The following is a 25,217-nucleotide window of genomic DNA, read 5'->3' as shown; positions in this document are numbered from 1 at the left end:
CCGATCCTCCATCGCAACAGATGACGGCCGGACTGGCAACCTTCGGGCCTGATCCCTGGCAGTTTTGGGCGGCCGGCTCCGGTGGCTCGACTGCCGCCGGTGGGCTGGACTGCCCATCGCGGCAGGGTTCGGGAACGGGTAAGTTCTTAGGGTTGATTCGGGGGCAGGAAGGGGGACACCGTGATGAAGGCCCAAGGGGTGGCAGAAACGGGAGCCGACGCAGATCCTGCACTCATCCACAGTGCATGCAAACGGACAAAATACTTGAGGAACGGCCGTCCGGTGGTGGAAGCGACCGGTTGGCAGGTGTTCGGCGCCTGGGCCGTGGACTTTGGCCTCATCGCCATCATGGCGGCGGTGGCGTCTGCCACTGCCGCAACGTCCGTGACGGGGACAGCAGGCCGGACGGCGGCCGCAGCCATCATTGTCTGGATGGCGGCGCCCTGGTTGTACGGGTTCTGCTGCGCCCGCGGACTTTCCCTCGGGTCGCTGGCTACAACTACGGTCCTGGTGCGGATGGGCGGCGGTGAACGCCCGGGATTTTGGCGAGCAGGATGGGTCATGTTTTCCAGGATGGTGCTCTTTCCCATTGTCATCCTGCTCATACTCCTTGCAGCCGCCGGAGGCTCGAGCCCCTCCGGGGACAGTCCCAGAGCCCGCCACCTGACGATTGACCGGCGATTTCCCGTACCGCCACCACCCATCCGCCCGGACGTGGCCCGGGCCGCAGCCGAGGAAGCTGCGGCCAGGCACTCCCAGCTTCCGGGCCTTTACGAGCTCAACCAACCCGGCCCTCACGAACAAGGCCTCAACCAGCCTGGCCCCTACCAACAAAGAGGCCCGCGTGGCTGACGCAGGGAGAACCTGGCTGGTCCGCCGGGCCGAGCGGCTCTATGGAGACAGGCTGGGCCGGCTGCGGCACAGCGAACTTTCCTGGCATATCGCCTGGAAGTGGCTGCCCGTCCTTGTGGCGGTCGGATTCATTTACGGCACCATCGCCGAGTTCACCGGCAACTCCTCATCGCAGCGAGCCCCTGGCCTTTTCTCCGATGTCCCGCTTTTTGTGACTTCGAGCGTCCTCACCGGGCTGGTCCTGTGGTCCATGACCTTGTTCTGGAGCTTCCGGCGCGTGCTGGTGTTCGACCGCGGGCTCTTGTACGGGTACGCCCAGAAGCAGACTGCCCACGCCATCTTCTGGCATGACATCGACCCAACATCGCTGCGGACCGTCCAGGCCCCGGCCGGCGTGGAGGCGGATGGCCTGCTCAAAACCCTGGATAAGAAGAGCAAAGTTCGGCTGGGGGTAAGCGGACGGTTTGCGGTGATGTTCCGCGGCATACCCTCGGTTATCGGGACGGCAGGAAGTACCGGCCAGACGGCTGGCCCCGAGGCACCTGGGCAGGGATTCTTCACGTTCAGCATGTCGCGCATCCCGGACAGGCTGGTTGCGGAGATCCAGCACGCCATGGCGGAATCAGGCCTGCTAACGGCCGGGTCTGCGGTGCCCAAGGCATTGCCGCCGGTTCAGATCAACTCGGCCGTCAGGCTTGACCAGGCCTGAATCCGGGGCACTTCCGTGATGGGAATCACCGGGTAGGGTGTACCCAGAATGTTCACGCTGACCATCAATCAAACGGACAGCCGGCGCGATGGTGACCGGGTGCCGCAGTTACTCAGGGAACTGCGGCACATTCCGGCGCGCCTCGACTTTGACCGGTCCGTGGAGGACGAGGTGCAGGGCATCGTGGACTGCCCGCACCAGGCGGTGGAGGCTGCACTGATCGCCCTGCGCTGCGGCACCTGGTACGTGGGAATTGGTGCAGGGCCTGTCAATGAACCGCTGCCCAACCTGATCAGGGACGCCTCGGGGCACAGCCTGATCTACGCGCGCCGTGCCGTGGACCGCCTCCGAAACGGCAAGGACCGTATCCCGGTGGCTGTGGAAGGCCCGCTGTCCGATCTGGCCCGCGAGGCTGAATCCGTGCTCCGGTTATTGGGCCACATTGTCCGCGGCAGGTCCGGCGCTGAATGGCGCGTCCTGGACCTCATGACCCCCGGTGTCCGGGGCCAGCAGAAGGCTGTCGCCCAGGAATTGGGGATCACCACCCAGGCTGTCAGCAAGGCTGTGGCCAGGGCGCAGTGGAACGAGGAACATGCTGCCCGCCCCGCCGCGGCCCGTCTGCTGGCGCTGATCCTCGAGGTGCGCTGACTCCTATTGCATTGATACCTATTGCAAGGCGCCGATGATGGCTCCCATGGCCGTAAACGCCACCACGTTGTAGCTGGCATTAATCGCAAAGAGGACAAGGCTGCGCCGCTCGAACAGGTAGTTCACGCCAAGCGCTGCAGCCACCCAGGCGACGCCCGCAGCCAGTCCCGCCAGGGTTCCAAAACCTGCCCCGCCGTTGCCGATGAACGCTGCGAGCGCAACGGCCATGACCAGGGCGAGCAGGAAGGAACCGGCGAAAACCCTGGCTGTTCCATGCCTTAGCTGCTCATCGGTGACGCCTGCCTCCCGCTGCCACGGCTTGGCAAACAAGAGCGAGTACCACAGCCCGCCCACCACAAAACTGGCCAGAGCAGCGAGCAGCACCGCCAGCCAGTTGATCTCCAGATCCATCGGGTCCGCCTTTCAGAACGTGATGCCCTGAGGCTAGCGGCCCCGGCGGCCGTGGTCTTGTACAAAACCCGCAATCACAGGCACCACAAATCACAGGCAGCGCAGCCAGGGGGCGTTCAGATTTAGCTGCGTACGGTCCCGGAACGAACGGCCGGGACGTCCTCCACCGGCACGAAGGTGGCATACTCGGCGCCGTGCTGCCGGACAATCGCCAGGTATTCCGACGGCGTGAAGCCGGCAAACCGCCGGAAGGCCCGGACCAGGTGCGGCTGGTCGTAGTAATCGGCGAGTGCCAGGAGATCCTTCCCGGCCGCAGCCCCCGGCGGCAACCCCGCTGCCGCGGTGACAAAGCGGTGGAAGCGGCAGACGTCTGAGAACCCCTTCGCTGTGATGCCGCAGTCACGCATGATGATGCGCTCCAGGGTGGAGTCGCTCATCCCAAGCCGCTTGGAGAGTTCCGCCACCGGAATATCCTCTTCGGCAAGAAGCCCGACGGCGGCTGCGGACCTTTGGTCCTGCCGGTAACCAGGGCGGAGCCTGGCCGTGAGAAAGGATTCGAGCGCCGCGAAGGCGCGGTCCGGCGTCGGGCCTTCCGTGCTGAGGAGCCGGCTGCGCAGTGCACTGAACCCAGGAAAGATCGTGTCTGCATCTGTCACCCGGCTGTTGAGGGTGGCTGGTGGCTGCTCCGTGAACGCGGCCACGCCGAAAGGCGAAAGGACGGCCCCGACGTTGAACAGCTGCGGTGGATTCTCGCTGATGAGGAATCCGCGCTGCAGTCCCGAGTAGAAGCCGGTGGAGACTTCGGCTCCGGCTGCCTCGCCTGCCGGCCGGTCGGGATCGATCAGCCGGTAAGGGTCCGAAAGGTTCAGGACCAGGTGTGCCGACGGGCCCGGGAGGATTTTCTCGTAACGCGCCACCGGCCGGGCACGGATCAGCCAGAAGCCGGTGACGAAGGGCCGAAGCGCGGCCGGCGCCGGGGACTCCTCGTAGAGCACGGCTTCCCTGGTCCGGATCCGGTCTTTGGCGCTAGATCAGGCTGCGGAGGACGTGGGCGGCGCCGTCGTCGAACACCGAGTGCGTGACTTCGTCCGCTGCGGCGATGACTTCCTCGGGCGCCTGGCCCATGGCCACGCCTCGGCCGGCCCAGGCAAGCATCTCGATATCGTTCCGGCCGTCGCCGATGGCTACGGTCCGGTGGGATTCAATGTTCAGGCGGCTTCGAAGTCGCTCCAGGGCGCTGGCTTTTGTCACGCCGGCGGCAGCGATATCAAGCCAGGCGGTCCATCCCACCGAGTAGGTGACTCCCGCCAGCCCGACGTGCTTGATGGCCTGGTTGAATTCTTCGGGCGTGTTCTCCGTGCTGAACACCACCACGCGGACGGCCGTGGATTCCAGCATCGTGTGGAAGTCCACGCCGACGGCCTCTACGCCGAAACTTGGGTCCTGGAACCGCTCGGTGGAGAGGAAGTTGCCGTCCTCGTCCTCCAGGGCGTACTTGGCGGATGGCAGCTGTTCGCGCAGCGCACGCAGGGCCGGGGCGGGATCGAAGGTTGCCTTGTGAATGACCTTGTAGCCATCTGGCAGCGCCGGATCGAGGCGGAGAGTCACGCCGCCGTTGCAGCAAACTGCGTAGCCGCGGTCGATGCCGATCTGCTCAATGATGGGCAGGGCCGCATTCAGTGAACGGCCCGTGGCAATCATGACCTCGTGCCCTGCGCCCACCACAGCCTGTGCGGCCTCACGGACGCCTGCGGACATGTGGCCGTCGTGGTCTACGAGTGTCCCGTCAACGTCCAGGGCGATCATGAGCGCGTTGGATGTTTTTGTGTTTTTGTTCTCTCGCCGGTCATCGTTGCCGGCGACTGAGGTTTCAGTCAGTGTCGTCATCCATCTAGTAGAGCAGACCGCCGCCGCGCTCGCTAGGATGCACGCCACAGGTCAGATGAAATCGCGGTAAATACTCACAGGGTTATCCCCGGTGTGAGTGTTAACCTGGGCGGCCGATTCGGTTTGTCCTGGGCTTGTTCGCGGATCCGAGCCATGAAGGTTCGGATCCGCGAACCAGGGCAGGATTCGTGCGGGAAACTACAGGACCGGGAGGACTTCCAGGCCGCCCAGGTACTTCTGCAGGGCTGCGGGGACGTTGACGGAGCCGTCGGCGTTCTGGTGGTGCTCCAGGATGGCAACGATCCACCGGGTTGTGGCCAGGGTGCCGTTCAGGGTGGCGACGGCCCGGGTGCCCTTGGCTACGCCTTCGTCGTTCACCACACGCTCCCGGATGTTCAGGCGGCGCGCCTGGAACGTGGTGCAGTTGGAGGTGGAGGTCAGCTCGCGGTAGGCGCCTTGTGTGGGGACCCAGGCTTCGCAGTCGAATTTACGGGCTGCGGACATGCCCAGGTCACCGGCAGCGGTGTCGATCACGCGGTAGGGAATCTCGCACTTGGCAAGCATCTCTTCCTCCCAGGCCAGGAGGCGCTGGTGCTCCGCAGCGGCTTCTTCAACGGTGGTGTAGATGAACATTTCCACCTTGTTGAACTGGTGGACCCGGATGATGCCGCGGGTGTCCTTCCCGTGGGATCCGGCTTCGCGGCGGTAGCAGGAGCTCTGCCCTGCGAACCGGATGGGGCCGGCCGACAGGTCCAGGATCTCATCTGCGTGGTAGCCAGCCAGGGCCACCTCGGAGGTTCCCACGAGGTAAAGGTCGTCCTCGGCGAGCCGGTAGATCTCGGCGTCGTGCTTGACGTCAAAGCCCGTGCCCTGCATGGTTTCCGGGCGCACCAGCGTGGGCGTGATCATCGGGATAAAGCCTGCCTCGATGGCCTGGTCCATGGCCATCTGCAGCAGTGCCATCTCCAGCCGGGCCCCCACACCGCGGAGGAAATAAAAGCGTGAGCCCGAGACCTTGGCACCGCGCTCCATATCGATGGCGCCGATCAGCTCACCGATCTGTAGGTGGTCCTTCGGTTCGAAGTCGGGGAATTCGCGGGGCGTTCCGACGGTCTTGAGCACAACGTAGTCATCCTCGCCGCCTTCCGGAACGCCGTCCTCGATGACGTTGGGGATGGCACGCAACAGTTCGTCCTGCTTAACCTGCGCAGCGTCAGCCTCCGCCGACGCAGCTTTGACAGTGTTGGCCAGTTCCTTGACCTCGGCCAGGAGGGCCTTCTTCTCGTCTCCCTTGGCCTGGGCCACTTTCTTGCCAAAGGCGTTCTGCTCGGCCCGGAGGTTCTCAAAGCGGATGAGGGCTGCACGCCGCGCTGAGTCTGCGGAGATGATCGCGTCCACCACTGATTCGTCCGCACCGCGGGCGCGCTGGCTGGCACGGAACTTGTCCGGGTTTTCACTGAGGTCTTTTACGTCGATCACCAGACAAGAGTAACCAATCCGGCGGCAGCAAGTCGGCCAGCAGGAGCCGGAAACGCGGGCACCGCCGCCGGGATAGTGTTGAAGGACCATGAGCGACCTGCTGCTTTACCTCCTCAGTGCGGTGGCACTGGCGTTCGCCGTGTCCAGCTGGTGGGGCGTGCGCAAGCTCAAGGCCCTGCATGTCAGGAGCGCCGTGGGCGAGGACGCCCACGAATCGGGCCTGGCCCAACAGCGCGTGGCAGTGGTCCTGAATCCCATCAAGGCCCGGTCCTCCGAGGCCAAAGCCGCGATCGAGCGTGCCTGCTTCGCGGCAGGCTGGGAGCCGCCGCTGTTTTTCGAGACCACCATCCAGGATCCCGGATTCTCGCAAGTCCAGTCAGCGCTGGACTGCAAGCCCGACGTCGTCCTGGTGGGCGGCGGGGACGGCACTGTGCGGGTGGTGGCTGAATCCCTCGCGCATACGGATGTGGCCATGGGCCTCATCCCGCTGGGAACGGGAAACCTCCTGGCCAGGAACGTGGACCTGGACGTCAACGACCTCCATGCGAACGTGCAGACGGCCCTGTTCGGCCGGCAGCGCTACATCGATACCGCCAGGATGGGGATCGAGAACTCGCGGACCGGCCACTCGTCCGAGCACGCCTTTCTGGTGATTGCAGGCATCGGGATGGATGCGGAGGTGCTAGCCGACACGAACGACGGCCTTAAGAAGGCGGTGGGCTGGCTCGCCTACACCGAGGCCGGGATGCGGCATTTGCCGGGCCGGCGCAAGAAAGTCTCCATTTCCCTGGATGACAGCGCCGAGCAAGTCAGGAATATCCGCAGTGTCCTGTTTGCCAACTGCGGGCTGGTTCCCGGCGGCATCGATTTCATTCCCCAGGCCATGATCGACGACGGGATGCTGGACGTGGTGGTCATGAGCCCGCGCAGCGCCATTGGCTGGTTGGCCATGTACGGCAAGATCATTTTCAAGCACAAGGGGAACCTGCCGATCATGACCATGTACCGCTCCGGGAAAGTTGTGATCAAATGCCCAGAGCCAATGCCCACCCAGCTCGACGGCGATACTTCCGGGGAAGCCACAAAGCTCACCGTTCGGGTGGAACCCAGATCGCTCCTGGTCCGGGTCAAGGGTCACCAGCTGCCATAGTCAACGGCTGCCGTGAGTCAGCCGGCGCATCAACGTCGCTTTTGATGAAACAGCCTGCTATAGATACAGAACGACTGATACCAAGTTAGGCGCTGGCCTTCTTCGCGGCGGCTTCAGCCGCGGCTTTGGCGGCGGCCCGTGCTTCGGACTGCTCACGGATCATAGCCTGCTCCTCTTCGAAGCGCAGGCGGTCAGCGCGGTCTGCTTCGTCGCCGTCCCAGTCCTGGTTGTCGGCGGTGGGCTTGGGATTAACAATCATTCCCTGGCCGTCGTTGTCAGTGCTGCCGGTAGTCATGACCCGCTCCCTTCGTTAGGGGCCATCCCCCAATGTGGATCAAGCAAGCATACGCACAGTAGGGGGCTCACGGAAGTACCCGGGACGGCATTTATCTACGCTCTGGGCGAAGCTCCGGAAACGCTTTCGGGGCGACCGATTCCCCTTGGAGAATTGCTTCCACCCATTCATGTGCTGCCCGGAATGCATCGTCGGAGGTGTGGGGGGCCACGTAGGCGCTCTGGGCATCAGCACGCCCGTAGGAGCCCAGAAAGCGGGTAGCCGGACTGATGCGGTGGAGGCCAGCCAGGGCGTCAGCCACGCGTGCGTCGCCAATGTGGCCGTCGGCATCGATGCTGAAGAAATAGTGGCCAAGGTACTGTCCGGTGGGACGGGATTCAATCCGGCTGAGGTTTACGCCGCGGGTGGCGAACTGGTCCAGGATTTCCATCAGGGCACCGGGGCGGTCCTCCGGCAGCGGGACCACCACCGTTGTTTTGTCCGCCCCGGTGCGTTCCGGAAGGACACCTGGCCGGCTGACCAGGACGAAGCGGGTGACGGCGCCGGGGTTGTCGCCGATGTTCTCGGCCAGGACGTTCAGGCCGGGTTGTTCCTGGGCCACGATAGGTGCGCAGATCGCGGCCTCGTAGTGCGGGTGGTCCTCAAGCAGGCCCATCGCAGACGCCGCGGTGGACGAGCCGGGAACGTATTCTGCACCGGGGATGTTCTGGTCCACCCATAACCGGCACTGTGCCCAGGCATGCCCATGGGTGGAAATCCGCCGGAGCTCGGAGATGGCAAGGCCGGGCCTGGCAACCAGCACAAAGCTGATGGGCACCAGCACTTCCCGGATGATGCGGAGTTCCTGCCCGCTGGCGATGGCGTCAAGGGTGGCTGTTACCCCGCCCTCTACCGAATTCTCGATAGGGACCATGGCGGCGTCCGCAGATCCGTCACGGACCTTGTCCAAAGCTGCATTAACGTTCGATGCAGGAATGCGGGTTGCCTCTGCTGCGCCCGGCACCTGCATGAGTGCTGCCTCGGTGAACGTGCCTTCCGGCCCAAGGAAGGTATAGGTCACAGGGGAGGCCGGCATTAAGTATTCCTTTGTAGTGATGGATGGAAGCGTGAAGGGATTAGAGGACCAGGGGCTTCAGGCCGTTGTCGGACACGAGCGGTTTCCCCGATTCGAGCCACTGGTCCATCCCGCCGGACACGTTGATGGCCGTGTAGCCCTGGCCGGTCAGCCATTGCGCGGCCCGGAAGGAGCGCCCGCCCGTACGGCAGATGACGTACAGGTCCTGGTCGGGATCCAGTTCCTCCAGCCGGACCGGAAGCTGCTCCAGTGGGATGTGGACGGCGCCGTCGGCATGTCCGGCCACCCATTCATAGTCTTCGCGGACATCCAGGATCACGGCGTCGGCGGGCACGTCGTTGACTGGCACAGTATCGAAATCGCTCACGGGAGTCCCTCTTTCGCAGAAATCATGATCTCTTCCCAGCCTAACGCCAGCCGCTGACGGACCCGGGAAAAGCAGGACACGTTACGCTTTTCCTGACCCCAGGAGGACCCATGACCGCCGATCAACCCACCATTCTGGCCACGTCCGGGGGCTACCAGCCCGGATCCCGCACGCGGCTGGAGTTCAACGCCCTGGTGCATCACGCCGTCGAGCTTTCCGGTGTCAGTGGACGGGCGCCGCGGGTGACCCACCTCGGCACAGCATCAGGGGACCAGCGCTGGCTGAGTGCGGAGCTTGATGAGGCAGCCCGGCTGGCCGGCTTCGATTTCAGCCACCTGAACCTTTTTTCAATGCCGAATCAGGCGGAACCCGAGGCCCATCTCCTCGAGCAGGACGTGGTGTGGGTGAACGGCGGATCGGTAGTGAACCTGCTGGCTGTGTGGCGTGCCCATGAACTGGACCGGATCCTGCACCGGGCGTGGCAGCAGGGAGTGGTGCTGGCAGGAGTCTCTGCCGGATCCATCTGCTGGTTCCAGGGCGGCACCACGGACTCGTTTGGGCCTGAGCTTCGCGCAGTGAACAACGGCCTGGCGTTCCTCCCCTATGCCAACGGCGTCCACTACGATTCCGAGGAACGCCGCCGCCCCTTGGTGCACCAGCTTGTGGCGGACGGCACACTGGGCGAAACCCACTGCACGGACGACGGCGTGGGCTTGGTTTACCACGGCACTGAACTGGTGGAGGCGGTAACGGAAGTCCGGGGCAAGGGTGCCTACATCGTCACGGCACAGGACACAGACGGCCGCGGGCCTGCCGCCTCGGAGCTGCGACTGGAACCGCGCTTCCTTGGCTGAGATCCATGAACTGTCCGCGGTCCGGCTGAGCGCCGCGCTGCGTGGCGGAGACCTTTCCGCCAGGGACGCCGCCGCCCACTACCTGGCACGGATTGAGTCCCAAAACAGGCTGCTGGGCGCCTTTGTCACAGTCACGGCCGACCAGGCCATGGCCGAGGCCGCCGCTGCCGACGCCCGTTTCACCCGGTTCCGAGGCGGGACCGGGAGAGGGACGCAGCCGCTCAGCAGCCGGGACGGTGAAGGCCTTCCACTGCTCCACGGAATGCCCCTGGCCTTCAAGGACCTGACGGATGTGGCGGGTGTGGTGACTACGCACGGCAGTGCCGCCCTGGACCACAAACCCGCCCTCACCGATGGCGCCCTGGTGAGCGTCCTGAGGTCCGCGGGAGTCATCTCGCTCGGTAAGACCCAGGTTCCCGAGTTCGGACTCACTGCCTACAGCGAAAACCGGATCGCGCCGCCGTCGCGCAATCCCCACGCCCCCAGCCGGAGTTCCGGCGGTTCTTCAGGCGGAAGCGCTGCAGCGGTTGCCGCCGGCCTCCTCCCCTTTGCGCCCGGGACCGACGGTGGAGGTTCCGTCCGCATCCCGGCGGCTGCCTGCGGGCTGGTGGGGCTAAAGCCGGGCCGCGGGCTGGTGGGGTCCGGCGAGAGTTCGGGCGATCCGGCGCGGCTGGTGGTGGCGGGTCCCCTGGCCACGAGCGCGGAGGATGCCGCGCTCCTGCTGGACGCGCTGGCACCCCAACAGCACACCAGTTACCTGGACCAGGTAAGCCAGGAACCCGCCCGGCTGCGGATCGGCGTGACCCTGGACAGCCCGTGGTCCACCACCTTTCCGTTCACGGTGGAGGAGGAAGCACTCGATGCACTGCAGGCCGGCACAAAGCTGCTGGAAAAGGCCGGGCACAGCGTTATGGAGGCTTCCGTCCGGTACGACAACCGGTATCCGGACGCCTTCACCACGGCCTGGACGGCCGCCGTCGGGACTGCGAGGATCAGCCCGCACCGGGAGGCGCTGCTGGCGCCCCTCACCAGGGCCTTCAGGCGGCGGGCGCAGCAGCGCAGCGCCGCAAAGCTCAACGAATCACTGGCATTCCTGCGCCAGTTCCAGCGGGACACCGTCGTACAGTACGCGCAATGGGACCTGATGCTGATGCCGGCGCTGGCGCAGACGCCGCGTCCGGTGGGCTGGTTTACGGGTGCGGCCCACGGCGACGAGCGGTGGCCCGCAGCGGAGTGGGCAGGCGACGCCGACGGCGACTACAGGAAGCAGTGCGAATTCGCGCCCTGGTCTTCCATGGTGAACGTGTGCGGGCTGCCCGCGATCACCATCCCGGTGCACTGGACCGACGGCCGCCCCGGGCAGGGCCTGCCGATGGGCATCCAACTGGTGGGGCCCATGGGATCCGAAGGTCTCCTGCTTCAGGTGGCTGCGCAGCTGGGATTCTAACGACGTGTGCATAATCAGCATATTGATGTGCTTCTAATGCTCAGTGACCTCTGTCACGATAGGAGGACGAACGACAGTCCCGCCTGCCTGCAGCGGTCACAGAGGAGCAACAATGGATATTTTTGGCATGAAGCGCGTGCGGAAGTTGCGGGTGCACTGGCCAGTGAACGGGGCAACCCTCGCCCGCCTCACCGCGGGTGACGTCCGCGTCTTTGAAGAGGATCCCAGCCTGGCCCTGCTGCTGGCCGCACTGGCGGAAAAGCCCGAGCTTGGTGACTTTGGCATCTACCGCCACGTCTTCGAATCGAGCTTCGGCTTCGAGGGCTTCACTGTTGCTCCCGGCGCGAACCCCACGCTGGGTTCCGTCGGCGGCAGCTCCGTATCCCCCACCTTTGTGCTCACGAGCTACTTTGATGCCGGGATGCCGGCGGCCGCCGTGGAAAACCTGATTCAGACCATCATGGACATCCACCCCTGGGAGGTCCCTGTGCTGGAGATTTCCGACCCGGTAAGCATCTCCACCGGGCGCACCGCTGACCGCCAGGAAAAGGTGATGGCATGAGCCAGCAGCTCGAACTCAGTCTCTGGAGCGGGCTCAGCGGGCTTTTGGCTGACCGCACTTTTGTGGACCTTACGCACGCATTCCATCCCGGCCAGCCGCACTTTCCCGCATTCCCGGACGAGGTCCGGGAACCGCTGTTCGACATGGGACGCGGTGACGGCTTTACGGTCCACCGGTACTCCATAGTGGGCCAGTGGGGCACCCATGTGGACCCGCCGTCGCACTTCGTTGCCGATGGCACCACGCTGGACAACATTCCTGTCGAGGAGATGCTGCTCCCCCTCGTCGTGCTGGATATCAGCGCACGGGTCCGTGAGAACCCGGACGCCACCCCCTCTTTGGACGATGTTGCCGCCTGGGAAAGCAGGAACGGCCGGATCCCCGCCAATGCTTTTGTGGCTCTGCGCACCGGGTGGTCGGACCGGTGGCCCGATGTGGATGCCATGGCCAACCGGGACGCCGACGGCGTGAGCCACGCGCCAGGGTGGTCCAGGGAGGTTCTGGAATTTCTGGTGGAGGACCGGGCAGTCCGAGCCATCGGCCATGAGCAGACGGACACCGATCCCGGCCAGTCCACGTCCCGGCAGGATTTCAGCCTGGAGACCTACATCCTGGCGCAGGGCCGGTGGCAGATCGAATTGATGGCCAGCCTGGCGGGGCTGCCTGAGGCTGGCGCCGTAGTGGTGGCCACCTGGCCCAAGCCCCAGGGCGGCAGCGGCTTTCCTGCCCGGGTCTTCGCCATCTTCTAGACGGCAAGAGAGGGCGACGGCGGCTGGCGGCTACATCCGGCAAATACAGCCGGCAACCGCGGCTGGCGGCGTCGGCTGTTGACTAGACTCGGGGGCATGCCAAAAAACTCCAGCATGGGCCGCGGAATGAAGGTTGTGTTCGCTGTGGCTGCACGGCAGGAGGCCGGGGAACCCGGCGCAACCGTTGCCGACGTCGCCGCGGACCTCGGCCGGGACCGCAGCCAGGTTTCCCGTGGGCTCAAGGTGGCCCAACAGGAGGACTTCCTCATCCGCGGCGAGCGCCGGGCCTACGCACTGCATTGGGGACTCTACGCGGACGCGCAAGCCATCACCGAGCAGCGGCTGCGGACCGACGGGCTGACGGCCCTGGAAGGCCTTGTTGCGGCGACCAACGAGGGGTGCTTCCTGGGCGTCCTGCAGGGCGATTCCACTGTCACCATCGGCGAGCGCGTCCCGGCGGCCAGCAGGATGATCGGCTCCTGGATCGGCCGGCCATACCCGGCGTACTGCAGTGACGCCGGCCAGGCCCTGCTGTGGGACGCCTCAGAGCAGGAGGTCCGCACGGTCTTCGCCAACACTGAGTTTGTCAGGCATGGGCCCAACACCCCCGCCAGTGTCGACGACTTTATGGGGCGGCTGGAGCAGGCGCGGTCCCGCGGGTATTCCGTGGTTGACGAGGAAGCCGAGCCGGGCCTGTTTTCCATCGCCGTTCCGGTGCGTGACTTCCGTGGCGAAGTGGTGGCCGCGCTGCAGGTGGTGGGGCCGAAAACGCGATTGGAGGGCCGGCGCACCGAGTGCGCGGCAGCCGCCGTGGAGTGGGGGCATTGGCTGGAGGCTGCCCTGCGCGGCGAATCGGACAGCGGCAATTTGGATCAGCCCGTCACGGAAAGCAGGACAGGCAGCTAGCGCCCTACGACGCTCAGGCGCCGCCCAGCCGAGGTTCTAGGCCTCAGAGGACGACGGCGGCCCTTGGGCAGATGAGGCGGCAGACAACGTCCGGGCAGACTCTTCCAGCCCGGTCCGGATCTCCTCAAGCCGCCCGTCGAACTCGTCGCGGCCGCCGTAGACGCACAGTGACGCAACGATCCGCCCTTCCGGGCTCCTGATGGGGACGGCAATTTCGTGGACACCGTGTTCGAACTCCTCCACGGCGTAGACGCAACCGCGTGGATGGTCGCGTTCCATCAGGGCTGCTACTTCGGCTGCTGAATGCGCCGCCTGGGGTCCTCCCACGCCGATGAACTCGACGTCATCCAGTACCTCGGCGATGCCCTGGGCAGTGTGGTCCCACAGCAGCGCCCGGCCGGAACCGGTACACCAGACGGGGGTCACCATGCCCGGGTGGATGGACCCTGCCAGGGCCCCGTGCCCGGCGGAGGAACGGACCAGGATGACCCGGGCGCCGTCCAGCACGGAGAGCTTCCCCGGCAGCCCCAACGATGCCTCGATCCGCTGGAGCTCCGCCCTGGAATCGTGGGCCCATCCAGTGTTGAGGGAAGCCGCCAACGCGAAAAAGGCGGACCCTGGCCGGAAGGGCCCGCGTTCCACCCTTTCCAGCAGGCGGAGATCACACAGCTCTTGGGTGAGCCGGGAAACGCGGCTCCGGTCCAGGCCGAGATCGGCAGCTATCTGGGTCACGCCGTACAGCGGCCGGCCCCACTTTTCCCTGTCCGCCACCACCCTCACGATCCGAAGGCCCTGGGCCAGGGATGAGGCTTCGGAGGATTCCATGGGTGCTGCTCCTGACGGCCGGACGAGGCCCAATTCTTCTTGGCCCCAATTCTTGCGGCGCCACCAATTCTTGCACAAGGGTTCCAGCGGAAAGGCCGGCGGCGGCCAGCAAATGGATCAAGGTTTTTAACCCATTCGTAACGTGCGGGGAGCAGAATTAAAGAGCTGTATGCCATGAGAAAAGCATCCATCGAAAGCAAACGCTCAAAGAGGAGCCCCAGTGACAGCTGAGCATCCATCCGCCGCATCCCCCTGGTCTTCACAGGGCGAACCCTCGCGCAGGGCAAATACAGGCCCAGGGGTGTTTCGGACAGATCTGAGCAATACGAATGTCCGTGAAGATGTGGCACGGGCAGGGCGGTGCGCCAACGTCCACCTGGCCACCGGGCGGACATGCCTCCTCCCCCTGCGGCACCATGGTCCTTGTGAGTTCCACGGGCCGCAGGAAGCGGATGACATCGCCCGGCAGTAGAGGCACGGAGGCGGCTTAGCGCCGGGCCGTCCGTGAACGCCCGTACTTGAAGTGGAAGAACAGGTAGCATCCGGCCACAAAGGGAACCCCGAAGTACAGCGCAGCCACCTGGTTTGGATCAAACGCGATGCCCACCAGCGAGACGAGGCACAGGGTAAAGGCAAGAACGGGCACCAGCGGAAAAAACGGCGCCTTGTAGGCCAGGGCGGCCACATCGCCGCCGGCCTTGACGAATGCACGCCGGTGGAAGAAGTGGGATGCAGTAATTGACATCCAGACTCCCACCACGGCAAACCCTGCCACTGACACCAGCGCCAGGTAGACGGTTTCGGGTGCCACTACGCTGCAGATCAGCGAGGCAAGCCCACCCACCATGCTGACGCTGAGTGCCAGCAGAGGGATGCCCCGCTTGGTCAGCTTCCGGAACGCCTTGGGCGCATGTCCCTCTTCGGCGAGGGAGAAGAGCATCCTGGCGCAGGAGAAGAGTCCGCTGTTGCCCGCGGACAGCAGCGCCGTGATGATCACAAAGTTCATGATGTCCGCGGCGAAGGGGATGCCAATGGCGGAAAAGACCGTGACGAACGGGCTTTCGTCCAGGCCTACCTCGTCGTAGGGAATGGTGGCCGCGATAACGGCGATGGCGCCGACAAAGAAGATCAGCAGCCGGATGACGGTGGTCCGCATGGCCTTGGGGATGTTCTTTTCCGGATCAGCTGTCTCGCCGGCGGCTACACCGATGAGTTCAGACCCGGAGAACGCGTAGAACACGGCGAGGGCGGTGACCAGGACGCCGGTGAAGCCGTTGGGGAAGAGGCCGGCGGACGTGGCGAAGTTGCTGAACAGTACTGGATGGTCGCCGCCGGCGAGGGGATGGAAGCCAAACAGGGCAGCGCCGCCCAACACAATCAGGACAACGATGGCCCCCACCTTGATGATGGAGAACCAGAATTCGGATTCGCCAAAGACCCTTGAGGAGATGGCATTGAGCGAGAAGAGTATCAGCGCGAAAACGACGCACCAGACCCACACATCCACCCCGGGGAACCAGCGCTGCATCAGCAGCCCCGAGGCCGTGAATTCTGATCCGATGGCCACGGCCCAGCACAGCCAGTAGAGCCAGGCGGTGGTAAAGCCCGTGGCCGGGCCGATGGAGCGGGCAGCATAGATGTGGAAGGCGCCGGATACCGGGTAGGCGATGGCAAGCTCGCCGAGGCAGGCCATCACCAGATAGACCACAAAGGCGCCCACAAGGTAAGCCAGGACGGCGCCCAGCGGGCCCGCCTGCGAGATGGTGTATCCGGAGCTGAGGAACAGGCCCGAGCCAATGACGCCCCCCATGGCGATCATGACCAGGTGGCGTGAGCCCATGGACCGGCGGAGGCCGGTGGCCGGTTCCGCGGCCGGGGCGGTTGTTCCCAGTTCGGTAGGTGAAGAGAGTGACATGAGGTCTCCCGGGATGGTGAGGATGCAGCAATCTGCTGCACATGGCCCTTGCGTTTGATGCGGTGACGAGACTGGAAGGACTTGGCCGTCGGCGTCGCAAGAGGTGATGAAAGTAACACAAATCAGCATCCGTAGTCATCAAGAACATCTAAAAATGCTTATATTGCACGCCAGGTCAATTCGCCCGTCACATGGTCACTTTGCGCAGCAGTTAGGGCGGAATCACATGGCTGAACGGACAGGCTGCCGGGACACGATTGAAGTCCCACCACAGCACTCCTGAAAGAGGAATCCATGACCACCTACAACCTCGCGCTCATCGGTTTCGGCGGCGTGAACCGCACCCTGGCTGAACTGATCGAGTCCCGCGGATCACAGCTGCAGGCCGAACTGGGATTCGGCCTGCGCGTCACGGCCATCACGGATCTCCGTCTCGGCTCACTGGTGGACGCCGGCGGAATTGACCTCGCCGCCGTCCTCGCCCTCGGACCCGGGGCCACCTTTGAACAGTTCGGCGGGTCTGCCGAGACGGACAACGAGGCAGTCATCCGCAACTGCCCGGCGGACATTGTTGTGGAGGCAACCTTCACTAACCCGGACGACGGCGAACCGGCGGTTTCGCACGTCCGCTGGGCCATCGAAGCGGGCAAGAGCGTCTGCACCACCAATAAGGGGCCGGTGGCTCTGCGCGGACGGGAGCTTGCAGCCCTCGCTGCGGAGCACGGCGTCGCTTTCGAGTTCGAAGGTTCCGTTATGAGCGGCACTCCGGTCATCCGGCTGGCGAAGCAGATGTTCGGCGGCCTACGGCTGGGCGGCTTCGAGGGGATCATGAACGGCACCAGCAACTACGTCCTGGGGAGGATGGAATCCGGCCTCAGCCTCCAGGAGGCGGTGCGTGAAGCCCAGGATCTTGGCTACGCGGAGGCAAACCCCAGCGCGGACATCGACGGTTACGACGTCCAGCTCAAAGTGCTGATCCTGGCCAACGAACTGCTGGGTGCCGACCTTGAACTCGCTGATATCAGCCGCGAAGGCATCTCCTCGGTGACGGTGCAGGACGTTAGGCAGGCCTCACTCGAAGGCAAGCGCTGGAAACTGGTGGGATCAGCGCAGCGGAATCCGGACGGTTCGGTAACAGCCGGCGTCGCCCCGCAGGCCCTGCCCCTTGAGCATGGACTGGCCGGAGTTTCCGGCGCCACCAACGCCGTGGCCTTCAGTACCGACCTTCTGGGCCAGGTGACGGTGTCCGGCCCCGGGGCCGGCAGGATGGAAACTGCCTACGCGCTGCTGTCGGACATCATCGCCATCCACGCCAGGAACAGTTCGTCCGCCCAGGCAGAGGCTCCAGCTGTGGCGCCGGCACAGAGCGAGGCCGCACATGCATAAGCTCGCTGATCCGTTGACCGCCGTGGCGGCTCCGGAATACGCTGAGGTTTTCAGTCCGTACGACGGCGGGTGCGTGGGCCGGGTGCCCATCACCGCTGCCGCATCCATCGACGCTGTCCTGGCCACAGCACGGGAAGGCGCCAAGCTGGCCGCTGCCCTGTCCCGCAGCGATCGCGCCGACATCCTCTCGGGCGCCGCCCGGCTCCTGGAACTGCGCAGCGACGAGTTCGCGCGGACCATCACGGCCGAAGCGGGCAAGACCATCCGCCAGGCGCGCAAGGAAGTGGTCCGCGCCATCAACACCCTCTCCCTCTCCGCAGCCGAGGCAAAGAGCAACGCCGGGGAAGTCATCCCGTTTGACGCCTACCGCGGATCGGAGAACCGGACGGGTTGGTTCAGCCGGGAACCGCTGGGCATCGTGGCGGCCATTACGCCGTTCAACGATCCACTCAACCTGGTGGCGCACAAGATCGGCCCCGCCATTGCCGGCGGAAACGCCGTCATCCTGAAGCCCTCGGCCTTGACTCCGCTGTCCGCGCAGCTGCTGGTGGACGCCCTGCGGGAATCAGGGCTGCCACCTGAGGCCATCACGGTGGTGCACGGCGGGCGCGAACTGGCTGCCGCCGTCGTCCGTTCACGGGACGTCAGGATGGTGTCCTTTACCGGCGGCTTTTCCACCGGGGAATCCATCGCGCGGGAAGCCGGCCTCAAGAAGCTGTCCATGGACCTGGGCGGCAACGCCCCCAACCTGGTACTGGCCAACGCCGATATTGCGGCAGCAGTGGAAGCCTGCGTTTCCGGGGCCTTCTGGGCCGCAGGCCAGAACTGCGTGGGCGTCCAGCGGATCCTGGTGGACGAGAGCGTCCTTCCCGAATTCAGGAGCCGTTTCCTGGCCGCCACGGCAGCCCTGGTGGCCGGTGACCCGGCGGCGGAGGGCACCGATGTGGGCCCGATGATCACCGCGGCTGCCGTTGGCGAGGCAACAGCGAAGATCAGTGAAGCGCTCGACGCCGGCGCCACCCTTTTGACGGGGGGTTCCAGTTCCGGGAACGTCCTTGAGCCCACCGTCCTGGAAAACGTTCCGCTCAACGGCAGGCTCTGGCGCGAGGAGGTCTTCGCCCCGGTGGTCATGCTCCAGCCGTTCACGGGCTTCGACGACGCCATTGAGCTGGCCAACTCCATTGAGTTCAGCCTGCACGCCGGCATCTTCACCGCATCCCTGGCCTCTGCCATGGAAGCTGCCAGGCGGCTGGAAGCGGGCGGGGTGATGATCAATGACTCGTCGGACTACCGGTTTGATGCCATGCCCTTCGGCGGATCCAAGTACGGCAGCATGGGCAGGGAGGGTGTGCGCTTCGCCTACGAGGAGATGACCCAGCCAAAAGTCGTCTGCATCAGCAACTGACGGACGGCCGGCCGCCGGCAGACCAGTGGATGCGCCTGATCCGGGTGTGGCGGTTCGGGTCCCGGAGCGGATCTCCCATAACGTCGCGGTAGGAACGGGAATGGTAAACAATCAGATCGTTTCCGGCCTCGTCCACCGTGAAGGAGTTGTGCCCGGGCCCGAACTCCCCCAAGCGGTCCGACGATGCCATCCACGGAAGCGGATCCTTGGTCCAGGACGACGGATCCAGCAGGTCGGCATCGTCGTCCGCCGTCAGCAGGCCCATACAGTAGTTCGCGTCGGTGGCGCTGGCGGAGAAGGTCAAAAAAATCCGCCCGTTGCGCTTGATGACTGCCGGACCCTCATTCACCCGGTGGCCGACTGTCTCCCAGCCCAGCGTGGGATCGGCGATGCGCACGGGAGGGCCGGCCAGGGTTGAAGGTGAGGACAGAGGAGCGATGAACAAGCTGGAATCAGGGTCCATCTGCGCCCACACAAGAAACCTCGTGCCGCCGTGCTCAAAGGTGGTGGCGTCCAGCGAGAAGCTCTCTTTGTGGGTGTGGATGCGCACCGGCGGACTCCAGGCCGGGGCCGAAGGGTCCGGCTCCGGATTGGACATCACGTACATGCGGATCCTGAAGGGATCGTCGCTGTCGCCGGCGGCGAAATACAGGTGCCACCCGCCGTCGAAGTGGTGCAGTTCCGGCGCCCAGATATGGCCGCCGAGCGGCCCCGATTCGGGCCGCTGCCAAATGGTCGTTTCAGCTGCAGAACCAAGACCCGCAATGGTCGACGCCTGCCGAAGCACCAGGCGGTCGTACTCCGGGACCGAGGCCGTGACATAGTAGCGGCCCTGATGCCTGATCATCCAGGGGTCGGCCCGCTGCAGGATGAAGGGATCCGGAAGCCCCGGTTCTGTGTTGTCGGAGCTGATCGGGCTGGTCGGGCTGATCGGGCCGGCAGCGGTTTCGAGGCGGGGCATGACGACCTTTCAGCGGATTTACATCGTTGTAGATAATCATCGGCCAACCCTCCTTGGCCAGTCAACTGTGAGATATGTCCCGTTCTGGAACCGGCTGACTATATGCTGAGTATGCATCTCGGGGAGAGGTGCTCCGGGGAAAGTACTGATGGGGGCAGGAATGAGAGTTTTCAGGCGTATTGTGTTGCCGGCAGCGTGGCTGGCAGTGTTCGCGGTTATTGCGGTGGCGTTGGTCAAAATCGCCTTCGTGGACGGTATGGAACCGGAACCTGCCATGGCTGGCCCAGGCGCCCAAGTGGCCGTTCCTGTGGTGCAGGCAGTCCGGACGACGGTCACCAACAAGGTGGAGATCAAGGCAACTGTCCAGAATGATGCGGCAGTTGGCGTGCGGAACACAGCTGCCGGAGTGGTGACGCACATCTTCCTGGAGCCAGGCGTGAAGGTGGTATCCGGCGATCCCCTGTACCAGGTCCGGAGCGAGGTTCAGCCTGCGCGGACGGGCAATGAAGCCGGCACCGAAGGGACAACAGGCTCAGGAGTGAAGGGGTCCGAAAGCCAGCCGGCAGCCCGCACTGCAGCCCTCCCCACCTACACCTATACCGATGTGCTGGCGCCTGCAGGCGGGACGCTTAAGACCCTGGACGTCCTGATCGACCAGCAGGTCAGTGTAGGACAGGCTGCCGGAACGATTGACCCCGGAACCTACACTGTCAGCGGCTCTGTGAACGCTGCCCAGCAGTACCGGCTCCTGGCCAAGCCGGGGTCGGCACAAATCTCGCTGGTGGGTGGCCCCGCTCCCTTCACCTGCCCGACTGTGGACCTGAAGAGTGTGGCCAGTGGAGCCGCGGACGCTTCGGTCAGCGGCGGTATGGGCGGCGGCGGTGCGGGCGGCGGCGTCAGCCGCTCGGTTCCTATAGCCGTCGCGGTTCCCATGGCCGTCGCGGGTCCCGGTTCTGCCGGCGGGGCGCTGGACCAGGGCGGCTCGCCCACCGGGACATTAAGCTGTGCCGTCCCCACCAACGTTGAGGTTTTTGCGGGACTTGGCGCCACCATGACCGTCACCGCCGGCGAAGCCGTCAACGTCCTCACCGTGCCGCTCACGGCTGTGGAGGGCAGCGTCAAGGAAGGCATCGTCTGGATAGCAGGGGATGGCATGGCACCCCCGGCGGGCGTCCCCGGAGCCGGCGGGCCTGCCGGCACGGCAGCGGCCGGAGATGCCCCCGCCGGGGGAACTGCTGCTGGAGCTCCTGTGGGCGGACCTCCACCTGGTGGTCCTGTGGCTGGTGGTCCTGTGGCTGAGCCCGAGCAGCGCAAGGTCCAGCTGGGCCTCAACGATGGTTCCGTGGTGGAGGTGGTCTCGGGCCTGGCTGAGGGCGAGGCAGTCCTTGAGTTCATTCCCGGCGCACTCGCCCAAGCGCCCACCGGACCGCAGTTTGGCGGACCCGGCATGCCGATGGGCGGCTGACGGTGGAGGAACTTGTAGCCCTCAAAGGCGTCACCCGGACAGTCCTGCTGCCTGATGACCAGGAACTCCATATTCTTCGGGGCGTTGACCTCGCCGTCCACAGCGGCGACCACACAGCAGTGGTGGGACGGTCCGGGTGCGGCAAGTCCACCCTGCTGAACCTGCTCGGTCTTTTGGACCTGCCTACCAGCGGGGAACTGAGCTTCATGGGAACACCCGTGCAGCAACTGAAAGGCGGTGCCAGGGCAAGGCTCCGCGGGGAGGCCGTGGGATTTGTGTTCCAGCAGTTCAACCTGCTGCCCGGCCGCACCGCACTGGACAACGTCATCACACCGCTCCTGTATGCCCGCGGTGCCCAATTTTGGCGGCGCCGGGAGATAGCGATGGACATCCTGGACCGGGTTGGCCTGGCCCACCGGGCGCAGACGCTGCCCAACATGCTCTCCGGCGGCGAACAGCAACGGGTGGCCATTGCGCGCGCGCTGGTCCGCCGCCCCCGCCTGATCCTGGCGGACGAGCCTACGGGCGCCCTCGATGTGGATACCGGACAGGCCGTGATGGCGCTGCTGGACACTGTGGCAACAGAATCCGGCGCCGCACTTGTCACCATCACGCACGACGTCAACGTGGCCTCCCTCGCCCGGGCCTGTTACCGGCTTGAGACAGGTGTCCTGTCCGCTGCGGACGTCCCGGCGGGAGTGAGCGCATGACCGGCATCATTTCCGCCCTCCTGGAAGCCTGGCAGGAACTGAGGATCAACAAGACCCGGATTCTGCTGGCGCTGGTGGGGGTGGCACTTTCCGTGGCCGCCCTGACCTCCGTCGTCGGCTTAGGGAACCTGGCGCGCGAAGGTTTCAAGGCAAGCTCAGAACAGTACGGCGGGCGTGCGGCCACCCTCGGCATCGGCGTCTTCGGGCCAACGCAGCCGGATCAGCAGAAACTCGAGGACGCCTACCAAGGCGTGATCGACCGCTATGGGATCACTTACTACTCACATTCAGAACAGGCACAGCATTCCTTCCAGTCCCCGTACGGCGTGCAGCAGCTGAACCTCCAGCTCGTGGATCCCGGTTACGGCATGATCCACCGCCTGGACGTCCGCCAGGGCGGATGGTTCGCCGCCGACGACGAAAACCGGCTTGCTCCGGCACTGGTTGTCTCAGAGGGCTTCTATAACGCCGCAGGCCGGCCAAACCTGACCACGGATCCAAAAGTCCAGCTGCTCGGAACGCAGGAAACGACGGCGGTGATCATCGGGGTGGTTCCCGACCAGTTCCCGCAGGCACCGCCGTCGGCCTTTATGCTGACCGGGGCAGCGGAGCGTGCGGATATCTCCCCGGGAGGGTTCGGGCAGTTCAAACTCTGGGTGGGCGACGACCAGGCTGAAGCGCTCAAATTTGCTATTGCCTCCGACCTGCAGCGGCAGTTTCCCGGCATGCAGGTGCAGGTTGACCGGACGGACTACGCCAGCAACGGTGATCCGTTCGCGACTGTCCAGCTTGCCGTCGGCGGCATCGCCGGGCTGGTCCTCCTCCTGGGGGCGGTGGGCATGCTGAACATTTCCATGGTGACGGTGCGGTACCGGGTACGGGAAATTGGCATCCGCCGCAGTTTTGGCGCCACATCGCAGCGGATTTTCCTCGGCGTCATGATGGAATCCGTGGTGGCCACTGCTGTAGCGGGAATCGTTGGCGTCATGCTGTCCGTGGCGGTGGTGAAGCACCCATGGATCCAGGCCAACATCGCGCCCGGACTGACGGAGTACCCGGGGTTTCCGGTTGAGGCCGCGATGCTTGGGCTGGGCTCCGCCGTGCTGGTGGGCGCCCTGGCCGGCGCCATTCCCGCCCTGGTGGCCGTGCGGATCAAGGTCATTGACGCCATCCGCTTCTAGCTTTCCGCCGGACGGTCCCCGTGGTCCTGGCTGTTGTTCTGACTGTCGTCTTGGCTGTTGTTCTGACTGTCGTCTTGGCCGGAGGCCGAGCGCCGGATGACGGTGGAGAGGGTCAGCGCCGTCACGGTGTCACGTACTCCGGGGAGGCCTGCGATCTGTTCCCAGATGGCCTGGATCCGCTCCAGGGAGCGGGCTTCCAGGCGCACCAGAAGATCGAAGTCGCCGCTGAGCACATCGCAGAGGACCACTTCGGGAATGGTCCGAAGCGCCGCCAGCACATCGGAACCGCGCATCCGGTCCTTGCGGTACACCAGCAGCATGGCGGACACCATCCGCTGGCCCGGGCTGCCGGCAATAATGGTGTAGCCCTCAATATGCCCTCGGCGCTCCATCCGGGTGATCCTCTGGCGCACGGCGTTCCGGGACAGCATCACGCGCTGGGCGAGCTCAGCATGGGGAATCCTGGCGTTCCTGGTGAGCTCGGCAAGGATCGCCTCGTCAATATGATCGAGACCGCTGGACTCCATACTTGCCTTCCATCGCCGCTGCCGTGACCGCAACGGCTGGCCAGCCAAGGCGAAAAGCCTGTGGCCCGCGGCAGTCACGACTTACATGATACGGCCGAGGTGTCGACTCAGAGGCTGTAACGGAGGACGATTAAAGGGCAATCACTATAAGGAGGTTGTGATGTGCTATTCATCGAGTAAGGACTTCGGGTGGGGCATCCGCAAGGAAACCGAACGCGAACCAGAGAAAAAGCAGGACACGCCGCCGGCCCGTTCAGAGCCGGACCTGACGGAGCCTGAATTCAAGTTCTGGGCATTCGTTCCCCGCCGGAAGGCACCAAAGGTCCAGGAGCCTGCTGCTGACCGCAACTTTGAGAAGGTCTGACAAGCCGGCATGACCCACTGTCCGAGGAGGGCCCCGTTCATGAACGGGGCCCTTCGGCTGTGCCGTGACGGTGGCATGGCGGAGAATGGGGCCATGCGCGGACTCTATGCACAGAATGCCACCCTGCTGATGGATGCCGGCGCCGATCTCCGTGCGCCGGGCGCCGCCATCACGCTTGCGCTCTGCGGGAGTTTTGAGCACCAGCCGCCTTGCCCGCTTGCCGCACACCACACCAGTGCCGAGCGCACCGGCGGGACGGTGCGCCTGAAGATTATCTTCGCCACCGAGCCGGAGCGGCTGGCCGATGTCCGCCGTCGGATGCAAGAAGCCCTCAGCGCTGGATCCATCGCCGGTCCGGACGGCGCGGTGACGGCCTGGGTCCTGCAGGCCAGCGCGGCCGGCGATCTGAATGCGGCAGAGATGGAGCATGCCCGCCGGCTGGCCGACAGCTGACTCCCCCGCCTTACACCGCAGCTTTACACCGCAGCGCTGACCACTTCCCCGGCTATACACCACCGCCGGACGGCCACTATGGTGGAACTGTAAGTATGCTTACTAAAGAGGCGGCGAGATGAGTACAGGACAGTCCATGCCTGCGGGCGGCGCGGAGCGTCGGCCGCAACCCCGCGAGGAGTATGTGGGGCAGCCGGTGGCGGAGCCCCGGCCCGTGAGTCCGCCCGCGTCCGCCAGTCCTTCCGCATCCCAGGAGGCAGCGGCCGGCGGAGCCGTGCCCGCCGCAGCGGCCACCCCCGCCGCTCCACCGGCTGCCACGGGCACCCCGGCAGCGCCTTCAGCAGGCCCGCAACGGGTGACCCGCGCCGGAATGGTGTGGGCCGCCGTCGTGGCCGCCCTGGTGCTCCTGATCCTGCTGATTATCTTCATCCTGCAGAACCAGGACCAGGTGGCCGTCAGGTATCTGGGGATGGAAGGAGTTGTCCCGTTGGGCATGGCGCTGTTCATTGCCAGCGTCACCGGCGGCGTCCTGGTGGCCATCGCCGGCGCGGCCAGGATCCTGCAGCTCAGGGCCACCGCGCACCGCGCCCGGCTCAAGGAGACCCGGGGCAGCGGCACCCGGCGCTAGCTGTAC

The 25,217-nt window shown here is 65.1% G+C and carries 28 protein-coding genes; 17 read left to right on the top strand and 11 right to left on the bottom strand.

Annotated elements, in window-relative coordinates:
* The first annotated feature begins 180 nt into the window (after positions 1-180).
* From M1E17_RS01380 to M1E17_RS01370, 3 genes are read left to right on the top strand one after another with little or no spacing between them, the layout of a single operon-like run.
* Positions 181-852, top strand: a complete 672-nt coding sequence (locus M1E17_RS01380) for a hypothetical protein (protein ID WP_457964923.1) — start codon at positions 181-183, stop codon at positions 850-852.
* Positions 845-1,561 carry a hypothetical protein gene (locus M1E17_RS01375; protein ID WP_457964922.1) on the top strand — a complete coding sequence of 239 codons (717 nt, stop codon included), beginning with the start codon at positions 845-847 and terminating at the stop codon, positions 1,559-1,561. The genes M1E17_RS01380 and M1E17_RS01375 overlap by 8 nt, the downstream gene beginning before the upstream one ends.
* Before the next feature lie 48 nt (positions 1,562-1,609).
* A complete protein-coding gene (locus tag M1E17_RS01370; protein ID WP_457964920.1) occupies positions 1,610-2,209 on the top strand; it encodes a hypothetical protein in 600 nt (199 codons plus the stop codon).
* Between the two features lie 18 nt (positions 2,210-2,227).
* Here the strand turns inward: M1E17_RS01370 and M1E17_RS01365 are convergent, their stop codons facing one another.
* The 4 genes from M1E17_RS01365 to serS all read right to left on the bottom strand — a co-directional run bounded on the left by M1E17_RS01365 (position 2,228) and on the right by serS (position 5,986).
* On the bottom strand, positions 2,228-2,620 hold the full coding sequence (locus tag M1E17_RS01365; RefSeq protein WP_457964918.1) for a DUF1761 domain-containing protein: 393 nt from the start codon (positions 2,618-2,620) through the stop codon (positions 2,228-2,230).
* Between the two features lie 122 nt (positions 2,621-2,742).
* Positions 2,743-3,615 carry a helix-turn-helix domain-containing protein gene (locus M1E17_RS01360; RefSeq protein WP_457964916.1) on the bottom strand — a complete coding sequence of 291 codons (873 nt, stop codon included), beginning with the start codon at positions 3,613-3,615 and terminating at the stop codon, positions 2,743-2,745.
* A 31-nt stretch (positions 3,616-3,646) separates the two neighbouring features.
* Positions 3,647-4,507 (bottom strand): HAD family hydrolase, encoded by an 861-nt coding sequence (locus M1E17_RS01355; RefSeq protein ID WP_457964915.1) that lies wholly within the window; start codon positions 4,505-4,507, stop codon positions 3,647-3,649.
* 198 nt (positions 4,508-4,705) lie between these two features.
* On the bottom strand, positions 4,706-5,986 hold the full coding sequence (serS, locus tag M1E17_RS01350; RefSeq protein ID WP_457964913.1) for a serine--tRNA ligase: 1,281 nt from the start codon (positions 5,984-5,986) through the stop codon (positions 4,706-4,708).
* Between the two features lie 88 nt (positions 5,987-6,074).
* Between serS and M1E17_RS01345 the strand changes: the two genes are divergently transcribed.
* Complete coding sequence (locus M1E17_RS01345) at positions 6,075-7,136, top strand: diacylglycerol/lipid kinase family protein (RefSeq protein ID WP_457964912.1); 1,062 nt, start codon at positions 6,075-6,077, stop codon at positions 7,134-7,136.
* A gap of 85 nt (positions 7,137-7,221) precedes the next feature.
* Here the strand turns inward: M1E17_RS01345 and M1E17_RS01340 are convergent, their stop codons facing one another.
* From M1E17_RS01340 to M1E17_RS01330, 3 genes are all read right to left on the bottom strand, one after another.
* Complete coding sequence (locus M1E17_RS01340; RefSeq protein WP_267277282.1) at positions 7,222-7,431, bottom strand: hypothetical protein; 210 nt, start codon at positions 7,429-7,431, stop codon at positions 7,222-7,224.
* 91 nt (positions 7,432-7,522) lie between these two features.
* Positions 7,523-8,506, bottom strand: coding sequence for a prephenate dehydratase (pheA, locus tag M1E17_RS01335; protein WP_457964910.1), 984 nt, complete (start codon positions 8,504-8,506; stop codon positions 7,523-7,525).
* Between the two features lie 40 nt (positions 8,507-8,546).
* A complete protein-coding gene (locus M1E17_RS01330) occupies positions 8,547-8,873 on the bottom strand; it encodes a rhodanese-like domain-containing protein (protein WP_457964908.1) in 327 nt (108 codons plus the stop codon).
* Positions 8,874-8,983: 110 nt separating this feature from the next.
* Between M1E17_RS01330 and M1E17_RS01325 the strand changes: the two genes are divergently transcribed.
* The 5 genes from M1E17_RS01325 (at position 8,984) to M1E17_RS01305 (ending at position 13,391) form a co-directional block, all read left to right on the top strand.
* Complete coding sequence (locus tag M1E17_RS01325) at positions 8,984-9,727, top strand: Type 1 glutamine amidotransferase-like domain-containing protein (protein ID WP_457964906.1); 744 nt, start codon at positions 8,984-8,986, stop codon at positions 9,725-9,727.
* Entirely contained in the window at positions 9,720-11,174 is a 1,455-nt protein-coding gene (locus M1E17_RS01320) for an amidase (protein WP_457964904.1), read from the top strand. Before M1E17_RS01325 ends, M1E17_RS01320 begins: the two co-directional genes overlap by 8 nt.
* A 112-nt stretch (positions 11,175-11,286) precedes the next feature.
* The gene (locus M1E17_RS01315) at positions 11,287-11,736 is read left to right on the top strand and encodes a hypothetical protein (RefSeq protein ID WP_457964903.1); all 450 of its coding nucleotides are present in this window, start codon (positions 11,287-11,289) and stop codon (positions 11,734-11,736) included.
* A complete protein-coding gene (locus M1E17_RS01310; protein ID WP_457964902.1) occupies positions 11,733-12,485 on the top strand; it encodes a cyclase family protein in 753 nt (250 codons plus the stop codon). Before M1E17_RS01315 ends, M1E17_RS01310 begins: the two co-directional genes overlap by 4 nt.
* A gap of 96 nt (positions 12,486-12,581) precedes the next feature.
* Positions 12,582-13,391, top strand: coding sequence for an IclR family transcriptional regulator (locus M1E17_RS01305; RefSeq protein ID WP_457964900.1), 810 nt, complete (start codon positions 12,582-12,584; stop codon positions 13,389-13,391).
* Between the two features lie 36 nt (positions 13,392-13,427).
* Here M1E17_RS01305 and M1E17_RS01300 read toward each other — a convergent pair whose 3' ends face one another.
* Together M1E17_RS01300 and M1E17_RS01295 are read right to left on the bottom strand one after the other, a co-directional pair.
* Positions 13,428-14,216 (bottom strand): IclR family transcriptional regulator, encoded by a 789-nt coding sequence (locus tag M1E17_RS01300; RefSeq protein WP_457964898.1) that lies wholly within the window; start codon positions 14,214-14,216, stop codon positions 13,428-13,430.
* Between the two features lie 487 nt (positions 14,217-14,703).
* Positions 14,704-16,131, bottom strand: coding sequence for an amino acid permease (locus M1E17_RS01295; RefSeq protein WP_457964896.1), 1,428 nt, complete (start codon positions 16,129-16,131; stop codon positions 14,704-14,706).
* A gap of 294 nt (positions 16,132-16,425) precedes the next feature.
* On the opposite strand from M1E17_RS01295, the gene M1E17_RS01290 reads away from it, so the two are divergent.
* Positions 16,426-17,517, top strand: coding sequence for a homoserine dehydrogenase (locus M1E17_RS01290; protein WP_457964894.1), 1,092 nt, complete (start codon positions 16,426-16,428; stop codon positions 17,515-17,517).
* A complete protein-coding gene (locus M1E17_RS01285; protein ID WP_457964893.1) occupies positions 17,510-18,922 on the top strand; it encodes an aldehyde dehydrogenase family protein in 1,413 nt (470 codons plus the stop codon). Before M1E17_RS01290 ends, M1E17_RS01285 begins: the two co-directional genes overlap by 8 nt.
* Here M1E17_RS01285 and M1E17_RS01280 read toward each other — a convergent pair.
* On the bottom strand, positions 18,912-19,883 hold the full coding sequence (locus M1E17_RS01280) for a glycoside hydrolase family 43 protein (RefSeq protein WP_457964891.1): 972 nt from the start codon (positions 19,881-19,883) through the stop codon (positions 18,912-18,914). The genes M1E17_RS01285 and M1E17_RS01280 overlap by 11 nt on opposite strands.
* A gap of 160 nt (positions 19,884-20,043) precedes the next feature.
* On the opposite strand from M1E17_RS01280, the gene M1E17_RS01275 reads away from it, so the two are divergent.
* The 3 genes from M1E17_RS01275 to M1E17_RS01265 are packed head-to-tail and all read left to right on the top strand — an operon-like array spanning position 20,044 to position 23,239.
* Positions 20,044-21,348, top strand: a complete 1,305-nt coding sequence (locus M1E17_RS01275) for a hypothetical protein (RefSeq protein WP_457964889.1) — start codon at positions 20,044-20,046, stop codon at positions 21,346-21,348.
* A gap of 2 nt (positions 21,349-21,350) precedes the next feature.
* Positions 21,351-22,058, top strand: coding sequence for an ABC transporter ATP-binding protein (locus tag M1E17_RS01270; RefSeq protein ID WP_457964887.1), 708 nt, complete (start codon positions 21,351-21,353; stop codon positions 22,056-22,058).
* The gene (locus M1E17_RS01265; RefSeq protein WP_457964885.1) at positions 22,055-23,239 is read left to right on the top strand and encodes an ABC transporter permease; all 1,185 of its coding nucleotides are present in this window, start codon (positions 22,055-22,057) and stop codon (positions 23,237-23,239) included. Before M1E17_RS01270 ends, M1E17_RS01265 begins: the two co-directional genes overlap by 4 nt.
* Here the strand turns inward: M1E17_RS01265 and M1E17_RS01260 are convergent.
* Complete coding sequence (locus M1E17_RS01260) at positions 23,236-23,766, bottom strand: Lrp/AsnC family transcriptional regulator (RefSeq protein WP_457964884.1); 531 nt, start codon at positions 23,764-23,766, stop codon at positions 23,236-23,238. The genes M1E17_RS01265 and M1E17_RS01260 overlap by 4 nt on opposite strands.
* 160 nt (positions 23,767-23,926) lie before the next feature.
* On the opposite strand from M1E17_RS01260, the gene M1E17_RS01255 reads away from it, so the two are divergent.
* The 3 genes from M1E17_RS01255 to M1E17_RS01245 all read left to right on the top strand — a co-directional run bounded on the left by M1E17_RS01255 (position 23,927) and on the right by M1E17_RS01245 (position 25,211).
* The gene (locus tag M1E17_RS01255) at positions 23,927-24,130 is read left to right on the top strand and encodes a hypothetical protein (RefSeq protein ID WP_457964882.1); all 204 of its coding nucleotides are present in this window, start codon (positions 23,927-23,929) and stop codon (positions 24,128-24,130) included.
* A gap of 93 nt (positions 24,131-24,223) precedes the next feature.
* Positions 24,224-24,583 (top strand): hypothetical protein, encoded by a 360-nt coding sequence (locus tag M1E17_RS01250; protein ID WP_457964880.1) that lies wholly within the window; start codon positions 24,224-24,226, stop codon positions 24,581-24,583.
* 118 nt (positions 24,584-24,701) lie between these two features.
* Positions 24,702-25,211, top strand: a complete 510-nt coding sequence (locus M1E17_RS01245) for a LapA family protein (RefSeq protein WP_457964879.1) — start codon at positions 24,702-24,704, stop codon at positions 25,209-25,211.
* Positions 25,212-25,217 lie beyond the last annotated feature (6 nt).

This window comes from Arthrobacter sp. D1-29, assembly GCF_054130585.1.
This window is presented reverse-complemented; position numbering and strand designations above follow the sequence as displayed.